The organism is Modestobacter sp. NPDC049651 (genome assembly GCF_040659695.1).
Classification (GTDB): domain Bacteria; phylum Actinomycetota; class Actinomycetes; order Mycobacteriales; family Geodermatophilaceae; genus Modestobacter.
Genome location: NZ_JBFAOG010000001.1, coordinates 162,244 through 180,927, shown reverse-complemented (window position 1 = coordinate 180,927; position 18,684 = coordinate 162,244). Strand labels below are relative to the sequence as shown.

Annotated in this window: 14 protein-coding genes; 8 read left to right on the top strand and 6 right to left on the bottom strand. The window is 73.9% G+C overall.

What is annotated here, in order from left to right; genetic code table 11:
- The first annotated feature begins 14 nt into the window (after window positions 1-14).
- Entirely contained in the window at window positions 15-494 is a 480-nt protein-coding gene (locus tag AB0J00_RS00920; RefSeq protein ID WP_357738798.1) for a TspO/MBR family protein, read from the top strand.
- 53 nt (window positions 495-547) lie between these two features.
- Complete coding sequence (locus AB0J00_RS00915) at window positions 548-1,288, top strand: enoyl-CoA hydratase/isomerase family protein (RefSeq protein WP_357738795.1); 741 nt, start codon at window positions 548-550, stop codon at window positions 1,286-1,288.
- A 139-nt stretch (window positions 1,289-1,427) separates the two neighbouring features.
- Here the strand turns inward: AB0J00_RS00915 and AB0J00_RS00910 are convergent, their stop codons facing one another.
- Window positions 1,428-2,480 (bottom strand): YihY/virulence factor BrkB family protein, encoded by a 1,053-nt coding sequence (locus tag AB0J00_RS00910; protein ID WP_357738792.1) that lies wholly within the window; start codon window positions 2,478-2,480, stop codon window positions 1,428-1,430.
- 297 nt (window positions 2,481-2,777) lie between these two features.
- On the opposite strand from AB0J00_RS00910, the gene AB0J00_RS00905 reads away from it, so the two are divergent.
- Window positions 2,778-2,960: a hypothetical protein gene (locus tag AB0J00_RS00905; RefSeq protein ID WP_357738790.1), complete on the top strand. Its 183-nt coding sequence runs from the start codon at window positions 2,778-2,780 to the stop codon at window positions 2,958-2,960.
- A gap of 74 nt (window positions 2,961-3,034) precedes the next feature.
- Here the strand turns inward: AB0J00_RS00905 and AB0J00_RS00900 are convergent, their stop codons facing one another.
- From AB0J00_RS00900 to AB0J00_RS00890, 3 genes are all read right to left on the bottom strand, one after another.
- Window positions 3,035-4,828, bottom strand: a complete 1,794-nt coding sequence (locus AB0J00_RS00900; RefSeq protein WP_357738787.1) for an acyl-CoA dehydrogenase — start codon at window positions 4,826-4,828, stop codon at window positions 3,035-3,037.
- 116 nt (window positions 4,829-4,944) lie between these two features.
- Window positions 4,945-6,822: a DHA2 family efflux MFS transporter permease subunit gene (locus tag AB0J00_RS00895; RefSeq protein ID WP_357738785.1), complete on the bottom strand. Its 1,878-nt coding sequence runs from the start codon at window positions 6,820-6,822 to the stop codon at window positions 4,945-4,947.
- Window positions 6,819-7,352, bottom strand: coding sequence for a MarR family transcriptional regulator (locus tag AB0J00_RS00890; protein WP_357738784.1), 534 nt, complete (start codon window positions 7,350-7,352; stop codon window positions 6,819-6,821). Before AB0J00_RS00890 ends, AB0J00_RS00895 begins: the two co-directional genes overlap by 4 nt.
- A 99-nt stretch (window positions 7,353-7,451) precedes the next feature.
- On the opposite strand from AB0J00_RS00890, the gene hrpA reads away from it, so the two are divergent.
- From hrpA to AB0J00_RS00865, 5 genes are all read left to right on the top strand, one after another.
- A complete protein-coding gene (gene hrpA / locus AB0J00_RS00885; RefSeq protein WP_357738782.1) occupies window positions 7,452-11,492 on the top strand; it encodes an ATP-dependent RNA helicase HrpA in 4,041 nt (1,346 codons plus the stop codon).
- A 127-nt stretch (window positions 11,493-11,619) separates the two neighbouring features.
- A complete protein-coding gene (locus tag AB0J00_RS00880; protein WP_357738780.1) occupies window positions 11,620-12,234 on the top strand; it encodes an ATP-binding protein in 615 nt (204 codons plus the stop codon).
- Window positions 12,235-12,751: 517 nt separating this feature from the next.
- Window positions 12,752-15,034 carry a xanthine dehydrogenase family protein molybdopterin-binding subunit gene (locus tag AB0J00_RS00875; protein ID WP_357738778.1) on the top strand — a complete coding sequence of 761 codons (2,283 nt, stop codon included), beginning with the start codon at window positions 12,752-12,754 and terminating at the stop codon, window positions 15,032-15,034.
- Window positions 15,034-15,537, top strand: coding sequence for a (2Fe-2S)-binding protein (locus tag AB0J00_RS00870; protein ID WP_357738776.1), 504 nt, complete (start codon window positions 15,034-15,036; stop codon window positions 15,535-15,537). Before AB0J00_RS00875 ends, AB0J00_RS00870 begins: the two co-directional genes overlap by 1 nt.
- Complete coding sequence (locus tag AB0J00_RS00865) at window positions 15,537-16,355, top strand: xanthine dehydrogenase family protein subunit M (protein WP_357738773.1); 819 nt, start codon at window positions 15,537-15,539, stop codon at window positions 16,353-16,355. The genes AB0J00_RS00870 and AB0J00_RS00865 overlap by 1 nt, the downstream gene beginning before the upstream one ends.
- A gap of 111 nt (window positions 16,356-16,466) precedes the next feature.
- On the opposite strand, the gene AB0J00_RS00860 is transcribed toward AB0J00_RS00865, so the two are convergent.
- Both AB0J00_RS00860 and cysD read right to left on the bottom strand, forming a co-directional pair.
- Window positions 16,467-17,753 (bottom strand): GTP-binding protein, encoded by a 1,287-nt coding sequence (locus tag AB0J00_RS00860; RefSeq protein WP_357738770.1) that lies wholly within the window; start codon window positions 17,751-17,753, stop codon window positions 16,467-16,469.
- Window positions 17,753-18,655: a sulfate adenylyltransferase subunit CysD gene (gene cysD, locus AB0J00_RS00855; protein ID WP_357740107.1), complete on the bottom strand. Its 903-nt coding sequence runs from the start codon at window positions 18,653-18,655 to the stop codon at window positions 17,753-17,755. Before cysD ends, AB0J00_RS00860 begins: the two co-directional genes overlap by 1 nt.
- Window positions 18,656-18,684 lie beyond the last annotated feature (29 nt).

Below are 18,684 nucleotides of genomic sequence, written 5' to 3'. Positions count from 1 at the left end.
CGAGGAGGTATCCCGTGTCCCTCCGCAGCCTGCTCGTCGTCGGCGGCCCGCCGCTGGCCGCCGCCGTGGTCGGCGGGCTCGGCAGCCGCCGCGCCCCCGAGGTCTACGGGCGGCTGGCCAAGCCCCGCTGGGCGCCGCCGGCGCAGGCCTTCGGGCCGGTCTGGACGGCGCTCTACGTGTCGATCGGCGTGGTCGGCGGGCGCATGCACCGACGCGGCGCCGCGCCGCGCACCTGGGCGCTGCACGGCACCCAGCTCGCGCTGAACGCCGCCTGGCCGGCCACCTTCTTCGGGATCCGCGACAGGAGGGCCGCCCTCGGGGTGATCGCCGCGCTCGACGCGGTGCTCGTCGCGGAGGTCGCCGACCTGGCCCGCCGCGACCCGGTCGCGGCCGCGACGCTGGGCCCCTACCTGGGCTGGTGCCTGTTCGCCACGGCGCTCACCGCGCGGGTGGGCGATCCCGGCCCGGCGGGCGGGGCGCCCGGCGTGGTCTGATCCTCGGGGAACGGACCGGCACCGGCGCCGGTCCTCCGACGCCGAGGAGCCGCATGTCCGCCGAGGTCCGGCTGGAGGTGGACGGCGGGGTCGCCGTCGTCACCCTCGACGCGCCCGAGCGCCGCAACGCGCTCACCCCTGCGATGGCCGCCGAGCTGATCGCCGCCTTCGACGAGGCCGACGCCCGGCCGGAGGTCGGCGCGCTCGTCGTCCGCGGGGTGGGCAGGTCGTTCTGCGCCGGTGGCGACGTCGCGACGCTCACCGACGCCGGCCGCGACCCGGCCGCGCCGGACGCCTACGAGGCGATGGGCGCCATCTACGACTCGTTCTACCGGCTGGGTCAGGTGCGGGTGCCCACCGTGGCCGCCGTCCGGGGCTCCGCCGTCGGCGCGGGGATGAACCTGCTGCTCGCCGCGGACCTGCGGATCGTCGCCCGCGACGCCCGGCTGCTGTGCGGCTTCCTGCGTCGCGGCATGCACCCCGGTGGCGGCCACTTCGTGCTGCTGTCCCGGCTGGTCGGGCGGGAGGCGGCCGCGGCGATGGCGCTGTTCGGCGAGGAGCTCGACGGGGCGGCCGCCGTCCGGCTGGGCCTGGCCTGGGAGACGCTGGACGACGACGCAGTCGAGGACCGGGCGCTGGAGCTCGCCGCGCGGGTGGCCCGGGACCCGGAGCTGGCCCGGGTGGCCGCGACCAACTTCCGCAAGGAGACCGGGCCGCCGCACGTGAGCTGGGAGGTCGCCACCCAGTTCGAGCGGCCGGCCCAGATGTGGTCGATGCGCAGGTCGAACGACTGACGACAGCCGCGGGAGCATCGCAGCGAGGAACGAGCGAGGAGCGGACCGGGGCGCGGAGCCGGTCCGGGGGGCACCGCCCTGACGCGCCGACGGCCCGGCCCCGCGGGTGCGGGGCCGGGCCGTCGGGACGGCGACCGGGTCAGGTCGTCTGCTTGTCCTTCGGCGTCGCCCGGGCGTCGAGCTGGATCTCCTTCTCCGCCCGCGGGATGCCCTCCTTCAGCTCCTTGGTCCGCTCGATCTCGGCGTCCAGCTCGATGCCGAACAGCAGCGCCAGGTTGATCAGCCAGAACCAGATCAGGAAGATCACGACACCGGCCAGCGTCCCGTACGTCTTGTTGTAGCTGCCGAAGTTGGCGACGTAGAAGGCGAACAGCGCCGAGGCGACGACCGCGACCAGGATGGCCACGGCGGCACCCGCGCTGACCCACTTGAACCCGCGCAGCTTCACGTTCGGGGTCGAGTAGTAGAGCACCGCGATCATCAGCGCCAGCAGCACCAGGATGACCGGCCACTTGGCCCAGCTCCAGATGGAGAGCACTGTGTCGCCGAGCCCGATCGAGCTGCCGATCGCGTCGACGACCGGGCCGCTGAGCACCAGCATCGCCAGGATCAGCGCGGCGAACAGGATGCCGATCAGCGTGATGAGCAGCTGGAGCGGCTTGAGCTTCCAGACCTTGCGCCCCTCGGGCGTCTCGTAGACGACGTTGGCGGCGCGGGTGAAGGCGCCGACGTAGCCGGAGGCGGACCAGATGGCCGCCACGAGACCGATGATCAGGCCGAGGCCGGCCGCGCTCGAGCTCCCGGCGATCTGCTGGATCACCGGGTTGAGGGTGTCGGCCGCCTGGGCGGGGACCACGGCGGTGATCGCGTCGGTCAGCTGCTGCGGGTCGGTGAGCAGACCGACGATCGACAGCAGCGCCGTGAGCGCCGGGAACAGCGCGAGGACGCCGTAGTAGGTGAGCGAGGCCGCCCAGTCGGTGAGCCCGTCCTCGCTGAACTCCTTCAGCGTGCGCTTGAGCGTGCCACCGGTCGTGGGCTTCGGGTCGGCGCCGGTGGGCGCGTAGTCGGCCCTCGTGTGCGTGATCTTGTCGTTCCCGGGGGCGACGTCGCCCTGGTCCTGGGCGACGTTCGGGTCGTGCGTGGTGCCGCCGCTCGCGCGGTCGTGTGCGGAGCGGGCTCTGGCTCCGGCCATCGGTGCCTCCTGGGACGACGGTCGTGGTCCCCGGAGTGCTGCCCCGCCGGGCGGCCGATCATGCCTCGGCGACGGCGTGTTCCGGTTCGCCGCAGTTCCGGTGAACGGCCGGACACGTGCGGGCGAATGTTCGGCGTCGGCCCGCTGCACAGCCGCAGGGAGCGACCATCGTCACATCACGGGGGCGCAACAATCCGCTCTGTGCACGATTGGTCATGACGATCGTCGGGCAGTGACGGTCCAGACGTGAGGTGCCGGTGGGTCGGCGCCTCCCCTGCGAGGACGTGGAGCGAACTCATGGTGATGTGGCCGGCGGTCACGGTGATCGGCTTCCTGCTGCTCACGGCTCTGGTGGTCGCGCTGGGCATGCAGTCCACGGCGCGGTACGAGGCGGAGAAGCGGGCGGCGGCGACGCCCCGCGCCCGCAACACCGTCGCGGACACCGCCCGCGCGGCGGCGACGGTGACCGCGAGCCTCTAGGCAGCGGTCCGCAGACACCCGACGACGGCGGCTCCCCTCCCGGGGAGCCGCCGTCGTCGCGTGTCCGGGGTCCCTCAGAACCAGGAGTCGCGCATCTCCAGCGCCGTGGTGTCCCGGGTGGCCAGCAGGTCCAGCTGCCCGGCCACCTTCGGCAGCTCCCAGCGCTGGAACCAGCGCGCGGCCTGCCGCTTGCCGGCCGCCAGGTCGCCGTCGGCCCCCTCGGCCGCGAGCGCCTGCTCCAGCCACAGCCAGCCGACCACCAGGTGGCCGGTGGCCTCCAGGTAGACGCTGGCGTTGGCCAGCGCGACGGCCGGGTCGCCGTCGGCCCACAGCGTGGCGGTGACCTCCCCGACCCGGCGGACCAGCGCGTCGACGTCCGCGGCGAGGTCGGCCCACGGGGTGCCGGCGGCCCGGCGGGTGGTCGCGGTGATCGTCTCGCCGAGCAGGGCCAGCCCCGCCCCGCCGTCCATCAGCACCTTGCGGCCGAGCAGGTCCAGCGCCTGGATGCCGTGCGTGCCCTCGTGGATCGGGTTGAGCCGGTTGTCCCGGTAGAACTGCTCCACCGGGAAGTCGCGGGTGTAGCCGGCGCCGCCGTGCACCTGGATGGCCAGGTCGCAGGCGACCAGGCACCACTGCGACGGCCAGCTCTTCGCGATCGGGGTGAGGACGTCGAGCAGCAGGTGCGCCCGCCGCCGCTCCTCCTCGGTCTCCGCCGTCCGCTCCTCGTCGACCAGCCGCGCGCAGTACAGCCCCAGCGCCAGCCCGCCCTCGACGTAGCTCTTGCTGGCCAGGAGCATCCGCCGGACGTCGGCGTGCTCGATGATCGGCACCGGCGGGGCGGCGGCGTCCTTGGCGCCGAGCGCGCGGCCCTGGGCGCGGCTGCGGGCGTAGTCGACCGCGTGCAGGTGGGCGGTGTAGCCGAGCGCGGTCGCGCCGAGCCCGACGCCGACCCGGGCCTCGTTCATCATGTGGAACATCGCCGCGAGGCCGCAGTGCAGCTCGCCGACCAGGTACCCGACGGCGCCCGGCCGGCCACCCGGGGTGTGGCCGCCCTCGCCGAAGTTCAGCAGCGTGTTCGTCGTCCCGCGGTAGCCCATCTTGTGGTTGAGCCCGGCCAGCACGACGTCGTTGCGCTCGCCGAGCTCGCCGTCCGGGCCGACCAGCACCTTGGGTACGAGGAACAGCGAGATGCCCTTCACGCCGGGCGGGCCACCGGGGACCTTGGCCAGCACCAGGTGCGCGATGTTCTCGGTCAGCTCGTGGTCGCCGCCGGAGATCCACATCTTGGTGCCGGTCAGCCGGTAGCTGCCGTCGTCCTGGAGCACCGCGCGGGTGGTGATGTCGGCCAGCGACGACCCGGCCTGCGGCTCGGACAGCGCCATGGTGCCGAACCAGCGGCCCTCGGCCATCGGCGGGACGAAGGTGCGCACCTGCTCCGGCGTCCCGTGCGCCAGCAGCAGGTTCATGTTGGCCATGGTCAGGAACGGATAGGCCGACGTCCCGATGTTGGCGGCCTGGAACCAGGCGTGCACCGCGGAGTTGACCACCGCGGGCAGCTGCAGGCCGCCGTGCTCCTCCGGCAGACCGCCGGCCATCAGCCCGGCCTCGGCGAAGACGTCCAGCGCCGCCTTGACCTCCGGCACCAGCACGACCCTGCCGTCGACCACGTGCGGCTCGTGCTCGTCGGCCGCGCGGTTGTGCGGCGCGAACTGGTCACCGGCGATCCGAGCGGCGAGCTCGAGCACCGCGTCGAACGTCTCCCGCGAGTGCTCGGCGTACCGGGGGCGCTTGGTCAGCTCCTCCACCCGCAGCCAGTCGTGCAGCAGGAAGTCCAGGTCGGCGGCGGACAGCACCAGGGACGGGCGCACGGTTCCTCCTCGGGTCCCGCGGGCGGCGGTGCCCGCCTGCGCCAGCCTAGAAGGGTCGGAAAGAGGAAGGCCCCCTCCCACGAGGTGCGGGAGGGGGCCTTCTCGTCAGCCGGCCGTCAGCTGCGGTGCTCCGGCAGGTGGTCGGCCGGGACGCTGGCCAGCCCGGTGGGCTGGTCGGCGGCCGCCTCGTGCCGGCCCCCGCCGGCCGGCCGGTCCGCCTGCGGTGCGTCGGGGCCCGGTGTGGTCGGCGCGTCGGAGCGGTCGGCGTCGGCCACCGGCGGCTCGACCGAGGTCGGCGCCGCGGCGCCCGCGGCGTCGGCGGTGGCCAGCGCCGGGCCGTCGGCCCCGGCCTCGCCGGGGGCACCGCCCTCGGCCGCCTGGATGCCCGACTGGGTGCGCAGCTCCAGCTGGGGCAGGAAGAGCAGCACGAAGAAGCCGATCGCGACGATGACCGCGGCGATCACCAGCACCAGGTCGATGGTGTCGGAGAAACCGGTCTTGAACGGCGCGGCCAGGTAGCCGGGCAGCTTCTGGATGAACGAGGTGTCCGACAGGTCGCCGCTGGGCAGCTGGCCGCCCTGCGCCGCCTCGGCGACCCGCGGGTCGCTGGCGGCGGCGTCGCGCACCGAGCTGCTGATGTTGCCGGGCAGCTTGGTGAACAGCACCGACAGGAACACCGCGGTGCCGAGCGTGCCGCCCATCTGCCGGAAGAAGGTCACCGAGGAGGTGGCCACACCGATCTCCCGGGGGGAGACGGCGTTCTGCACGGCGAGGATGACCGGCTGGAAGTTGAAGCCCAGCCCCAGGCCCATCACCAGCATGAACGGCACCATCGACCAGTAGTTGGTGTCCGCGCCGATGATGAACGACAGGGCGAGCAGCGCCCCGACGATGAAGATGGTGCCGATCAGCGGGAACTTCTTGTACTTGCCGGTGCGGCTGACCGTCTGGCCGGCGATCACCGAGCCGCTCATGATGCCCAGCACCAGCGGGATCATCTCCAGGCCGGCCTCGGTGGGGGTCGACCCGTGCACGATCTGCAGGTACTGGGGGAGCAGCAGGATGCCGCCGAACATGCCCGCGCCGAGCACGATGCTGCTGACGGCGCTGACCGAGAAGGTCCGGTTCTTGAACATCCGCAGCGGCAGCAGGGCGTCGTCCTTGAGGGCCCGCTCGCTGAGCACGAACAGCGCGAAGCCGACGGCGGCGACGACGTAGCAGACCAGCGACTTCGTGTCGCCCCAGCCCCAGGTGCGGCCCTGCTCGGCGACGATCAGCAGCGGCACCAGGAACATGACCAGCGTCGCGGCGCCGGGGTAGTCGATGCGGTGCTCACGCCGGGTGTGCGGCAGGTGCAGCACCTTGAAGACGACGGCGAAGGCCAGCAGGCCCAGCGGCACGTTCACGTAGAAGATCCAGCGCCAGCCGGTGATGCCCAGGATCGAGCCCTGGCCGGAGAGGAACCCGCCGATGACCGGGCCGAGCACGCTGGACGTGCCGAACACGGCCATGAAGTAGCCCTGGTACTTGGCCCGCTCCCGCGGCGGCACGATGTCGGCGATGATCGCCAGCGCCAGCGACATCAGGCCGCCGGCGCCGATGCCCTGGATCGCCCGGTAGACGGCCAGCTGGTACATCGAGTCGGCCAGGCCGCACAGCGCCGAGCCGATCACGAACACCGCGATCGCGAACAGGTAGAACGGCCGGCGGCCGTACATGTCGCTCAGCTTGCCGTACAGCGGGGTCGCGATCGTCGAGGTGATCAGGAACGCCGTGGTCGCCCAGGCCTGCAGGTCGTAGCCCTGCAGGTCGTCGGCGATCGTGCGGATCGCGGTGGAGACCACGGTCTGGTCCAGCGCGGCGAGGAACATGCCGAGCAGCAGGCCGACCAGGATGGTCATGATCTGCTTGTGGCTGAACGTGCCGGCGGCGCTCGGCGCGGCCGCGGCCGCGCGGCTGCCCGCCGGCGAGGTGCGGTCGGTGGTCTGGGTCATCGGTCCTTCTCTGCGGTGTCCGGGGCGCCACCGGTGGCGGTGCCCATGACGGGGAGGGCGTCGGCGAGGTCGTCGACGAAGCGGTGCAGCTGGCGGGTGAACTGGTCGAGCTCGGCGGGCGCCCAGCCGCGGGTGCAGCGGGCGATGAACGCGTTGCGCTCGGTGCGCATCTGACCGACGACGGCCTCCCCGGCGGGGGTGGCGACGAGCCGGGTGACCCGGCCGTCCTGGTCGTCGGCGACCCGGCGCACCAGACCCCGGTCGACCAGCAGCGTCACGTGACGGCTGACCGTGGAGGGGTCGCTGTGCACCAGCTCGGCGAGCGCGCCCTGGCGCAGCGGGCCCGTCCGGACGATCGGGAACAGCAGCACGTGGGCGGCGCGTTCCCGTGCCTCGGGGCTCCCGCCGGCGGTGGAGCTGCTCTTCAGCGCGTGCAGCACCCGGGCCAGCCGGGCCAGCTCGTCCGGCAGCGACACGGGCGCGCCCGGGGCGGCGGCGTCAGGGCCGGCCGAGGTCGCGAGATCGGTCACGGGGGACTCCATGGACGAGGGAGGACGGCGCGACGGTGCGCCGGAAACAGATGCAGCGTACAAGCCGTTGCACCACGCATACAACAAGTTGCAGGGCACATGGACTGTGAGCTGCGCGACCCCGGCGCCCGGGATGGGACGCTGGGACCGAACACCCCCGAGAGGAACGGCGACATCCCGGTGAGCACCCCGCACGACGACCTCCGCTCCCGGCTGCCCGCGGTCACCCTGGCCGACGAGCACCGGCTGCGCCGGCGGCTCGACGGGACCCGGCGCACCAGGGACGCCGCGGCCCGGGCGCGGCAGCTCGAGCAGCTCGCCGCGGACGTCGCCACCGCCGAGGAGCGCATCGCCCGCCGCCGTGCCGCCGTACCGGCCGTGAGCTACCCCGCGGAGCTGCCGGTCAGCCAGCGCCGCGACGACATCGCCGCCGCGCTGCGCGACCACCAGGTGGTGGTGGTCGCCGGCGAGACCGGTTCGGGCAAGACGACCCAGCTGCCGAAGGTGCTGCTCGAGCTCGGCCGCGGGGTGCGCGGCCGGATCGGGCACACCCAGCCGCGCCGGATCGCCGCGCGGACCGTCGCCGAGCGGATCGCCGAGGAGCTCGGCACCCCGCTGGGCGACGTCGTCGGCTGGAAGGTGCGCTTCACCGACGAGGTCGGCGACCGGACGCTGGTCAAGCTGATGACCGACGGCGTGCTGCTGGCCGAGGTCCAGCGCGACCGGATGCTCCGCCAGTACGACACGATCATCATCGACGAGGCCCACGAGCGGAGCCTCAACATCGACTTCCTGCTGGGCTACCTGGCCCGGCTGCTGCCCCGCCGTCCCGACCTCAAGCTGGTCATCACCTCGGCGACCATCGACGTCGACCGGATCGCCAAGCACTTCAGCGTCGACGGCGCCGAGGTGCCGGTGGTCGAGGTCAGCGGCCGCACCTACCCGGTGGAGGTGCGGTACCGGCCGGTGGTCGACCCCGACGACCCCGAGGCCGACCCCGACCGCGACCAGGTGAGCGCGATCGTCGACGCCTGCGCCGAGCTGGTCGCCGAGGGCCCGGGTGACGTGCTGGTGTTCCTCGCCGGTGAGCGGGAGATCCGCGACACCGCCGAGGCCCTGGGCGGGCTCACCGAGCGGGGCGGGGCACCGATCGAGGTGCTGCCGCTCTACTCCCGGCTGTCGGCCGCCGACCAGCACAAGGTCTTCCAGCCGCACACCGGCCGGCGCATCGTGCTCGCGACCAACGTCGCCGAGACGTCGCTGACCGTGCCCGGCATCAAGTACGTCGTCGACCCCGGCACCGCCCGGATCAGCCGGTACAGCCATCGCACCAAGGTGCAGCGGCTGCCGATCGAGCCGATCAGCCAGGCGTCGGCCCGGCAGCGGTCGGGCCGCTGCGGCCGCACCAGCGAGGGCATCGCGATCCGGCTGTACACCGAGGACGACTTCGACGCCAGGCCGGAGTACACCGACCCGGAGATCCTGCGTACCAACCTCGCCTCGGTGCTGCTGCAGATGGCGTCGCTGGAGCTCGGTGACGTCGCCGACTTCCCGTTCATCGACCCGCCGGACCGGCGCGCCGTGAACGACGGCCTGGCGCTGCTGGAGGAGCTCGGCGCGCTCGACGAGCACGGGAAGCTCACCCCGACCGGCCGCGCGCTGGCCGCGCTGCCGCTGGACCCGCGGATGGCCCGGATGGTGGTGGAGGCCGACCGGCGCGGCGTGCTGGAGGAGGTGCTGGTCATCGCCGCCGGGCTCACCGTGCAGGACGTGCGCGAGCGGCCGGCCGAGCACCAGCAGGCGGCCGACGAGCTGCACGCCCGGTTCGCCGACGAGCACTCCGACTTCCTGGCGCTGCTCAACCTCTGGCGGTACCTCGCCGAGCAGCAGCAGGCGCTGTCGGGCAACCAGTTCCGCCGCACGGTCAAGCGCGAGTTCCTGCACTACCTGCGCATCCGCGAGTGGCAGGACCTGCACGGCCAGCTGCGCAGCACCGCCCGCCGGCTGGGCATGACCACCGGCACGCTCGCCGCCGAGCCCGACGAGCGCGGCATCACCGCGGCGCTGCTGGCCGGGCTGCTGTCGCAGATCGGCATGCAGGGGGAGGCACCCAAGGGCGACCGCCGTCCGGTCCGCGAGTACCTGGGCACCCGCGGCACGCGCTTCGTCATCGCGCCGGGCACGCCGCTGGCGAAGAAGCCGCCGCGCTGGGTCGTCGCCGCCGAGCTGGTCGAGACCAGCCGGCTGTTCGCCCGCACGGTGGCGCGGATCGACCCGGAGGTCGTCGAGCGGCTGGCCGACCACCTGGTGAAGCGCACCTACAGCGAGCCGCGCTGGGACGCCAAGCGCGGCTCGGTCGTGGCGACCGAGCGGGTCACCCTCTACGGCCTGCCGATCGTGGTCGGCCGGCGGGTGCAGTACGGCTCGATCGACCCGGTCGTCAGCCGCGACCTGTTCATCCGGCACGCCCTGGTGCAGGGCGAGTGGACGACGCACCACCGGTTCTGGGCCGACAACCAGCGGGCGCTGGAGCGGGTCGCCGAGCTCGAGGAGCGCGCCCGCCGGCGCGACATCCGGGTCGACGACGAGACCGTCCACGAGCTGTACGACCAGCGGATCCCGGCCGACGTCGTCTCCACCCGGCACTTCGACCGGTGGTGGAAGCAGGCCCGGCGGGAGACTCCCGACCTGCTCACCCTCACCCCGGAGATGCTCACCAACGCGGCGACCGCCGGGCAGGTCGACCCGGACGACTACCCGGACGCCGTCGAGCTGGGCGGGTGGGGGACCGGTGGCCTCACCCTGCCGCTCCGCTACGCGTTCAACCCGGGCGCGGCCGAGGACGGCGTCACCGTCGACGTCCCGCTCGGCGTGCTCGACACCGTCGCCGACCGCACCTCCGGCGAGTCGCTGGCCTTCACCGTGCCCGGCCAGCGGGCGGAGCTGGTCACCGAGCTGCTGCGCACGCTGCCCAAGCAGGTGCGCCGCGGGCTGGTGCCGATCCCCGACCGGGTGCGCGAGGTGCTGCCGCGGATCGAGGTCACCGAGCCGCTGCTGCCCGCGCTGGAGCGCGAGCTGCGCCGGGCCGCCGGGGTGACCGTGCCGCCGGACGCCTGGCAGCCCGCGCAGGTGCCGGCCCACCTGCGGGCCACCTTCCGGGTGCTCGACGACCGGCAGCGACCGCTGGCCACCGGCAAGGACCTCGCCGCGCTGCGCACCCAGGTCGCGCCGCAGGCACGGGCCAGCCTGGCCCGCGCGGCGTCGGACCTCGAGCGCACCGGGCAGACCGCCTGGACCTTCGGTGACCTGGCCCGCAGCGTCGAGGTGCAGCGCGGCGGCCACCTGGTCACCGCCTTCCCGGCGCTGGTCGACGAGGGGGAGACGGTCGGCCTGCGGGTGGTCGCGACCGAGGCCGAGGCCACCCGGCTCACCTGGCGCGGCGCGCGCCGGCTGCTCGTGCTGGCCGCCGGCACCCCGGCCCGGCAGGTGGTCAAGGGCATCGGCCCGCGCACCCGGCTGGCGCTGCAGTTCAACCCGGACGGCGAGATCCCCGCGCTGGTCGACGACTGCGTGGACGCCGCGGCCGACGAGCTGCTGGTCGCCGCCGGCGGCCCGCCGCGCACCGGGGCCGCGTTCGCCGCGCTGGCCGAGCGGGCCCGCACCGAGCTGCTGCCGGTCACCTCGGACACGCTGCGCCGGGTGGAGCAGGTGCTCACCGAGGCCCGGGAGGTCGCCGTCGCGATCGGCGCCGCGCCGGGCCGGCGGGTGCCCGAGGCCGCGGTCACCGACCTGCGCCGGCAGATGGCCGGGCTGCTGTTCCGCGGGTTCGTCGCCGCGATCGGCCGGCGCCGGCTGCCGGACGTCGTCCGCTACCTCAAGGCGATGGCCTACCGGCTGGAGAAGCTGCCGGCCAACGCGGCCCGGGACGCCATCGCGACGGCGCAGGTGGCGGCGGTGACCGCGGAGTACGAGCAGCTGCGCACGCAGGTGCCGTCGACCGGGGCGCCCGACGACCCGGTGGTCCGGGTGCGCTGGATGATCGAGGAGCTGCGGGTCGGGCTGTTCGCCCAGCACATCGGCACGCCGCGGCCGATCTCCGAGCAGCGGGTCTTCAAGGCGATCGACGCCGTCCTGGTCTGACCGGCCCGGGCGCCCCACGCGTCACACCCGACGCGCGTCGGGCGCCCGCCGCGGGCCCTGCGTGGGAGAGTTCCGCCGGGACTGGATCGTGCGCAATGCACTTGCGGCCCGGCGGGAACGGGAGCCGATGTCCACCTTCAGCGCGAGCCTCGACCTGCCGCCGCGGGCGGCCAGCGTCCGGGCGGCCCGGCGCGCGGTGGTCGACCTGCTGGGTGCCTGGCGCGCGTCGCACGACCCGGACGACGCCGCGCTGCTGGTCACCGAGCTGGTGGCCAACGTCGTCGACCACGTGGGCGGCGAGGCCTCCCTGACCGTGGAGCTCACGCTGTCGGGGGAGTGGCTGCGGATCGCCGTCGTCGACGGGTCGGCGGTGCGCCCGGTGGTGCAGGAGCTCTCCGGTGAGCGGGAGCGCGGCCGGGGGATGCAGCTCGTCGCCGCGATCGCCGACCGGTGGGGCGTCGAGGACCACGACGGCGGCAAGCGGGTCTGGTTCGACCTCTCACCGTCGGCTACGGGTTTGCCCCGGGCGCGCGGCGGGGACGGCGGAGGGGACGGTGGTCCCCCCGACGAAGGAGTCGTCGCGATGAGCGAGCCCAGCAACAACGTGGAAGCGGCCGGCGAGAAGCTCACCGACCGGGAGATGGTCGAGGCCGTGGCCGGTCAGACCGACAGCGCCTCGGAGCACGCCAGCGAGGCGGGCAAGGACTGGGACGGCGACCCCTCGGCGGCGCCGCAGCAGTAGCGGCCCGGGGCCCTCGGGCCCTGGGACCCCCGGCTCGCGCCCCGTCGACCAGCACGGTCGGCGGGGCGCTCCGGGCTGCCTGCGGCGAACCCCGCTGGTCGCACCGGGTGCCTGCGGGTCGCGGGCCGGGACCAGGGGGTTCCCTGATGGTCGGGACCGTCCGGTCGGCGAAGACTCGCGGCCATGACGGACAGCAGCGTGACCCAGTCGCCGGACCCCGCGGACCCGCCGGACCCGCCGGACCCGCCGGACCCGCCGGATCCCCCGGATCCCCCGGATCCCCCGGATCCCCCGGATCCGCCGGACCCCACGGACCCGCCGGATCCCCCGGACCCGCCCGGCGCCCTCGGCTGACGCGGCAGGGCTGCGGGCACCCGGGGAGCCTGACCACCCGGCCCGTCGGCCACCGGCCGGGGTCCGGTTCCGGCCGCTCGTCGTCCGCCTCACGGAACCCCGTGTGTCCGCCCTCACACCGTCTGACACAGTGTGCCCGTCACCGACGACGGAGGGCTGGCGCATGAGCATCCTGGGCACCCGGGTGGTCCGCACGGAGGACCCCTTGTTCCTGACCCGGGGGGCCGTCTACACCGACGACCTCACCGACGAGAGGCTCACCGGGGCCCTGCACGCGACCTTCGTCCGGTCCCAGGTCGCCCACGGCCAGGTGCGCTCGGTCGACACCTCGGCGGCGCTGGAGGCCCCGGGCGTGGTCGCGGTGGTCACCGCCGCCGACCTGGGCGACCTGGCGCCCATCCCGGCCGGCTTCCCGTTCGTGCCCGCCGGGGTGTCGCGGCCGTGGCTCTCCGACGACCGGGTGCGGTTCGTCGGCGACCCGGTGGCCGTCGTCCTCACGGAGGAGCTCTACCAGGGCGAGGACGCCGCGGAGCTGGTCGAGGTCGACATCGACCCGCTGCCCGCCGTCGTGGGCACCGAGGCGGCCGCCCGCGACGACGTCCTGCTGTTCCCCGAGGCGGGCACCAACGTGCTGTCCAGCTTCGGCGAGCCGGCGCCTGCGGACTTCTTCGACGGCTGCGAGGTCGTCGTCCGGCAGCGGATCGTCAACCAGCGGGTGGCGCCGGTGCCGCTGGAGACCCGCGCCGCCGCGGCCGCGTGGGGCGACGACGGCCGGGTGACCATCTGGTGCTCCAACCAGGCCGCGCAGATGGCCAAGGGCGAGATCGCCGCCTGGCTGGGCCTGGACCCGGCCCGGGTCCACCTGATCACGCCCGCCGTCGGCGGCGGGTTCGGCGCGAAGATCGGCGCCGACCCGGAGTTCGCCCTGATCGCGAAGCTGGCCGAGATCGTCGGCCGGCCGGTGCGCTGGTCGGAGACCCGCTCGGAGAACCTCATCGGCATGCTGCACGGCCGCGGCCAGCAGCAGCAGGTCACCATCGGCGGCCGCCGCGACGGCACGATCGAGGCCTACAGCCTCGTCGTCGACCAGGACGCCGGCGCGTACCCGCGGATCGGCGTCGTGCTGCCCACGTTGACGATGATGATGGCGCCGGGCGTCTACGCGTTCCCGAAGGTGCACGCCCAGGCCCGCGCGCTGGCGACCAACACCACCTCCATCGGCGCCTACCGCGGCGCCGGCCGGCCGGAGGCGACCGCGGCCGTCGAGCGGGCGGTCGACCTGTTCGCCGCCGAGATCGGCATGGACCCGGCCGAGGTGCGCCGGATCAACCTGCTGCCGGCGTTCGCCTCCCCGCACCGGACGTCGATGGGCGCGACCTACGACAACGGCGACTACCCCGCCGCGCTGGAGAAGGCGCTGGAGGCCGCGGGCTATCCCGAGCTCCGCGCCGAGCAGGCCCGCCGCCGCGAGGCCGGCGAGGTGCGGCAGCTGGGCATCGGCATGTCGGTCTACGTCGAGATCACCGGCGCGGGCGGCGAGGGCGGCGGGCCGACCGAGGACGCCTCGATCGAGGTGCACCCCGACGGCACCGCCACGATCCTCACCGGCACCTCGCCGCACGGCCAGGGCCACGCCACCGCGTGGGCGATGATCGCCAGCGACCAGCTGGGCATCCCGATCGAGGACATCACCGTGGTGCACGGCGACACCGACCTGATCCCCAAGGGCGGCGGCACGATGGGCTCGCGCAGCCTGCAGCAGGGCGGCGCCGCGGTGCACCAGGCCGCCGGAGAGCTGGTCGAGCTGGCCAAGACCCGGGCAGCGCAGAAGCTCGAGGTCGACCCCGGTGACCTCGTCGTCGACGTCGCGCTGGCCGGGCTCGCCGTCCGCGGCACCCCGGGCGTGGGCGTGACCTTCGCCGAGCTGGCCGGCGACGAGCAGCTGCTGGTGCGCACCACCTTCCAGGCCGCCGCGCCGACGTTCCCCTTCGGGGCGCACGTGGTCGTCGTCGAGGTCGACGTCGAGTCGGGCAAGGCCGAGGTGCAGCGGGTGGTCGCCGTCGACGACGCCGGCACCATCCTCAACCCGCTGCTCGCCGACGGTCAGCGCCACGGCGGGCTGGCCCAGGGCGTGGCGCAGGCGCTGCTGGAGGAGGTCCTCTACGACGCCGACGGCAACCCGCAGACCTCGACCCTGGCCGACTACCCGTTCGTCTCGGCCACCGAGCTGCCCAGCTTCGAGCTGGTGCCCATGGCCACCCCCACGTCGATGAACCCGCTCGGCGCGAAGGGCATCGGCGAGTCCGGCACGGTCGGGTCGACCCCGGCCACGCAGAACGCCGTCATCGACGCGGTCGCGCACCTCGGCGTCCGGCACATCGACATGCCCACCACCCCGATGCGGGTGTTCCGGGCCGTCCAGGCAGCTCAGCAGGAGGGCAACTGATGCAGGTCGAGATCACCGTCAACGGCGAGCGGCGCACCGACGAGGTCGAACCCCGTCTGCTGCTCGCGCACTACCTGCGCGACGTGTGCGGGCTGACCGCCACCAACATCGGCTGCGACTCCACCTCCTGCGGGGCGTGCACCGTCGTCGTCGACGGGCTCACCGTGAAGAGCTGCACGGTGCTGGCCGCGCAGACCGACGGCGCGCAGGTGACCACGCTCGAGGGGCTGGCCGGCCCGGACGGCGAGCTGCACCCGGTGCAGGCGGCGTTCCGCGCCGAGCACGGCCTGCAGTGCGGGTTCTGCACGCCCGGCATGGTCATGGCCTCGATCGGCGTGCTGGCCGACAACCCCGACCCCAGCGACCGCGAGGTCCGCGAGGGGCTGGAGGGCAACCTCTGCCGGTGCACCGGTTACCACAACATCGTGCGGGCGGTGCGGGCCGCGGCCCAGGCCGGCCCGGCCGCCGGCCAGGTGCCGCAGGCGCAGGAGGTGGAGGCCTGATGATCCCTTCTCCGTTCGATCTCGTCCGGCCGGCGTCGGTCGAGGAGGCGATCGAGGCGCTCGTCGAGCACGGCGACGACGCCAAGGTGATCGCCGGCGGGCACTCGCTGCTGCCGCTGATGAAGCTGCGGCTGGCCGTCCCGGGCGTGCTGGTCGACGTCGGCTCGCTGCGCGAGCTGTCCTACGTGCGGGTCGAGGGCGACGAGGTGGCCATCGGCGCCACCACCCGGCACTTCGAGCTGGAGCGCTCGGACGTCGCCCGCGCCGAGGTGCCGCTGCTGCCGCACGTCGCGAGCCGGGTCGGTGACCCCCAGGTGCGCCACCGCGGCACCCTCGGCGGCACCGTCGCGCACAGCGACCCGGCGTCCGACCTGCCCACGGCGCTGCTGGCGCTGGGCGGCACGGTCGTCGTCCAGGGGCCCGGGGGCCGCCGGGAGATCCCGGTGACCGAGTTCTGGCTGGGCTTCTTCGAGACCGCGCTCTCGCCCGACGAGCTGGTGGTGGAGCTGCGGGTGCCGCGCACCGGCACCGCCGGCTGGGGGTACGAGAAGTTCACCCGCCGGGAGAACGACTGGCCGATCGTGGCCGCCGCGGCGGTGCAGGGCCGGGTGGCGCTGGCGAACATGGCCGGCGCCGTCGTCCGGGCGACCGCCACCGAGGAGGCGCTGGCCCGCGGCGCGTCGATCGCCGAGGCCGCGGCGCTGGCCGACGAGGGCACCTCGCCGTCCAGCGACATGCACGCCGACGCCGACTACCGCCGGCACCTGGCCCGGCTGCTCACCCGCCGCGCCCTGGAGACCGCCGCCGCGTCGTCCTGACCCGGTTCCGGCGCCGAGAGCTGACCCGCTCTCGGCGCCGTAACCGGGGCCGCCGCTCTCTCGCGAGGAACCGGCCCGGTTCCTCGCGAGAAAGCGGATGGTGGCCCGGGGTCAGCGGGCGGGGGTGAGCATCCCGGCGCCGACGGTGGCGTTGGTGGCCTCGTCGATGAGGATGAACCGCCCGGTCGCCCGGTTGCGGTGGTAGTCGTCGACGAACAGCGGCTGCGTGGTGCGCAGCGTGACCCGGCCGATGTCGTTGAGCCCGAGCTCCGGCGCCTCGGTGTCCCGGTGCAGCGTGTTGACGTCGAGCCGGTACTGCAGGTCCTTCACCATGGCGCGCACCGAGCGGGTCGTGTGCTTGACCGCCAGCCGCGTGCGGGCCCGCAGCGGCTGGTCGCTCATCCAGCAGACCAGCGCGTCGAGGTCCTGGGTCACCTGCGGCGCGTTCGCCGGGCGGCAGATCAGGTCCCCGCGGGAGACGTCGACGTCGTCGGTCAGCCGCACGGTCACCGACATGGGCGGGAACGCCTCGTCGACCGGGCCGTCCGGCCCGTCGATCGCGGCGATGGTGGTGGTCAGGCCGCTGGGCAGCACCTGCACCTCGTCGCCGGGCCGCAGCACGCCGCCGGCCACCGTGCCCGCGTAGCCCCGGTAGTCGTGGAACGCGTCCGACTGCGGCCGGATCACGTACTGCACCGGGAACCGGGTGTCGACGAGGTTCCGGTCGCTGGCCACGTGCACGTGCTCGAGGTGGTGCAGCAGCGAGGTGCCCTGGTACCAGGGCATGTTCGCCGAGCGGGTCACCACGTTGTCGCCCTGCAGCGCCGAGATCGGGACGACGGTCAGGTCCGGGACGTCGAGCTTCGCGGCGAACCCGGTGAACTCGTCGCGGATCCGCTCGTAGACGTCCTCCGACCAGTCGACCAGGTCCATCTTGTTGACCGCGACGACCAGGTGCGGCACCCGCAGCAGCGAGGCGAGGAAGGCGTGCCGGCGGCTCTGCTCGACCATGCCCTTGCGGGCGTCGACCAGCACGATCGCGAGGTCGGCGGTCGAGGCGCCGGTGACCATGTTCCGGGTGTACTGCACGTGCCCGGGGGTGTCGGCGAGGATGAACGTGCGCCGCGGGGTGCTGAAGTACCGGTAGGCGACGTCGATGGTGATGCCCTGCTCGCGCTCGGCGCGCAGCCCGTCGGTGAGCAGCGCCAGGTCGACGTAGTCGCCGCGGCTGGCCCGCTCGATCGCCGCGTACTGGTCCTCGAACACCGCCTTGCTGTCGTAGAGCAGCCGGCCGATCAGGGTGCTCTTGCCGTCGTCGACGGAGCCGGCGGTGGCGATCCGCAGGATGTCCTTGCGGGCGCCGGCGATCTCGTGGCCGGCGCTCTCCAGAGCTGTCATCAGAAGTACCCCTCCTTCTTCCGGTCCTCCATCGCCGCGTCGCTGACCTTGTCGTCGCCGCGGGTCGCGCCGCGCTCGGTCAGCCGGGTCACCGCGATCTCGGCGATGACCTCCTCCACGGTGGTGGCGGTCGACCGGACGGCGGCGGTCAGGTTCGCGTCGCCGACGGTGCGGTACCGGACGCTCTCCCGGGTGACCGGCTCGCCGTCCTTGGGGGTGATGAACTCGTTGACCGCGTAGAGCATCCCGCCCCGGTCGACGACGTCCCGCTCGCCGGCCAGGTACAGCGGCGGGATGGCGATGTCCTCCTGGGCGATGTAGCTCCAGATGTCCAGCTCCGTCCAGTTGGACAGCGGGAACACCCGGATCGACTCACCGAGGTGGATGCGGCCGTTGTAGAGGTCCCACAGCTCCGGGCGCTGGTTCTTCGGGTCCCACTGGCCGAACTCGTCGCGGAAGGAGAACATCCGCTCCTTCGCCCGGGCCTTGTCCTCGTCGCGCCGCGCCCCGCCGAACAGCGCGGTGAACCCGTGCTGCTCGACCGCGTCCAGCAGCACCGGGGTCTGGATCCGGTTGCGCGAGCCGTTGGGCTCCTCGCGGACCGTGCCGGCGGCGATCGCGTCGGGCACCGAGGCGACCACCAGCTCGACACCGAGCTCGGCGACCCGGCGGTCGCGGAAGGCCAGCACCTCGGGGAAGTTGAGGCCGGTGTCGACGTGCATCACCGGGAACGGGATGCGGGCCGGGGCGAACGCCTTGCGGGCGAGCTCCAGCATCACGATCGAGTCCTTGCCGCCGGAGAACAGCAGCACCGGTCGCTCCGACTCGGCCGCCACCTCCCGGATGACGTGGATCGACTCGGCCTCCAGCGTCTGCAGCTGGGTGAGCCGGTAGTCGGGCAGGGTCTCGAGCGGCGTCACGAGGCGGGCTC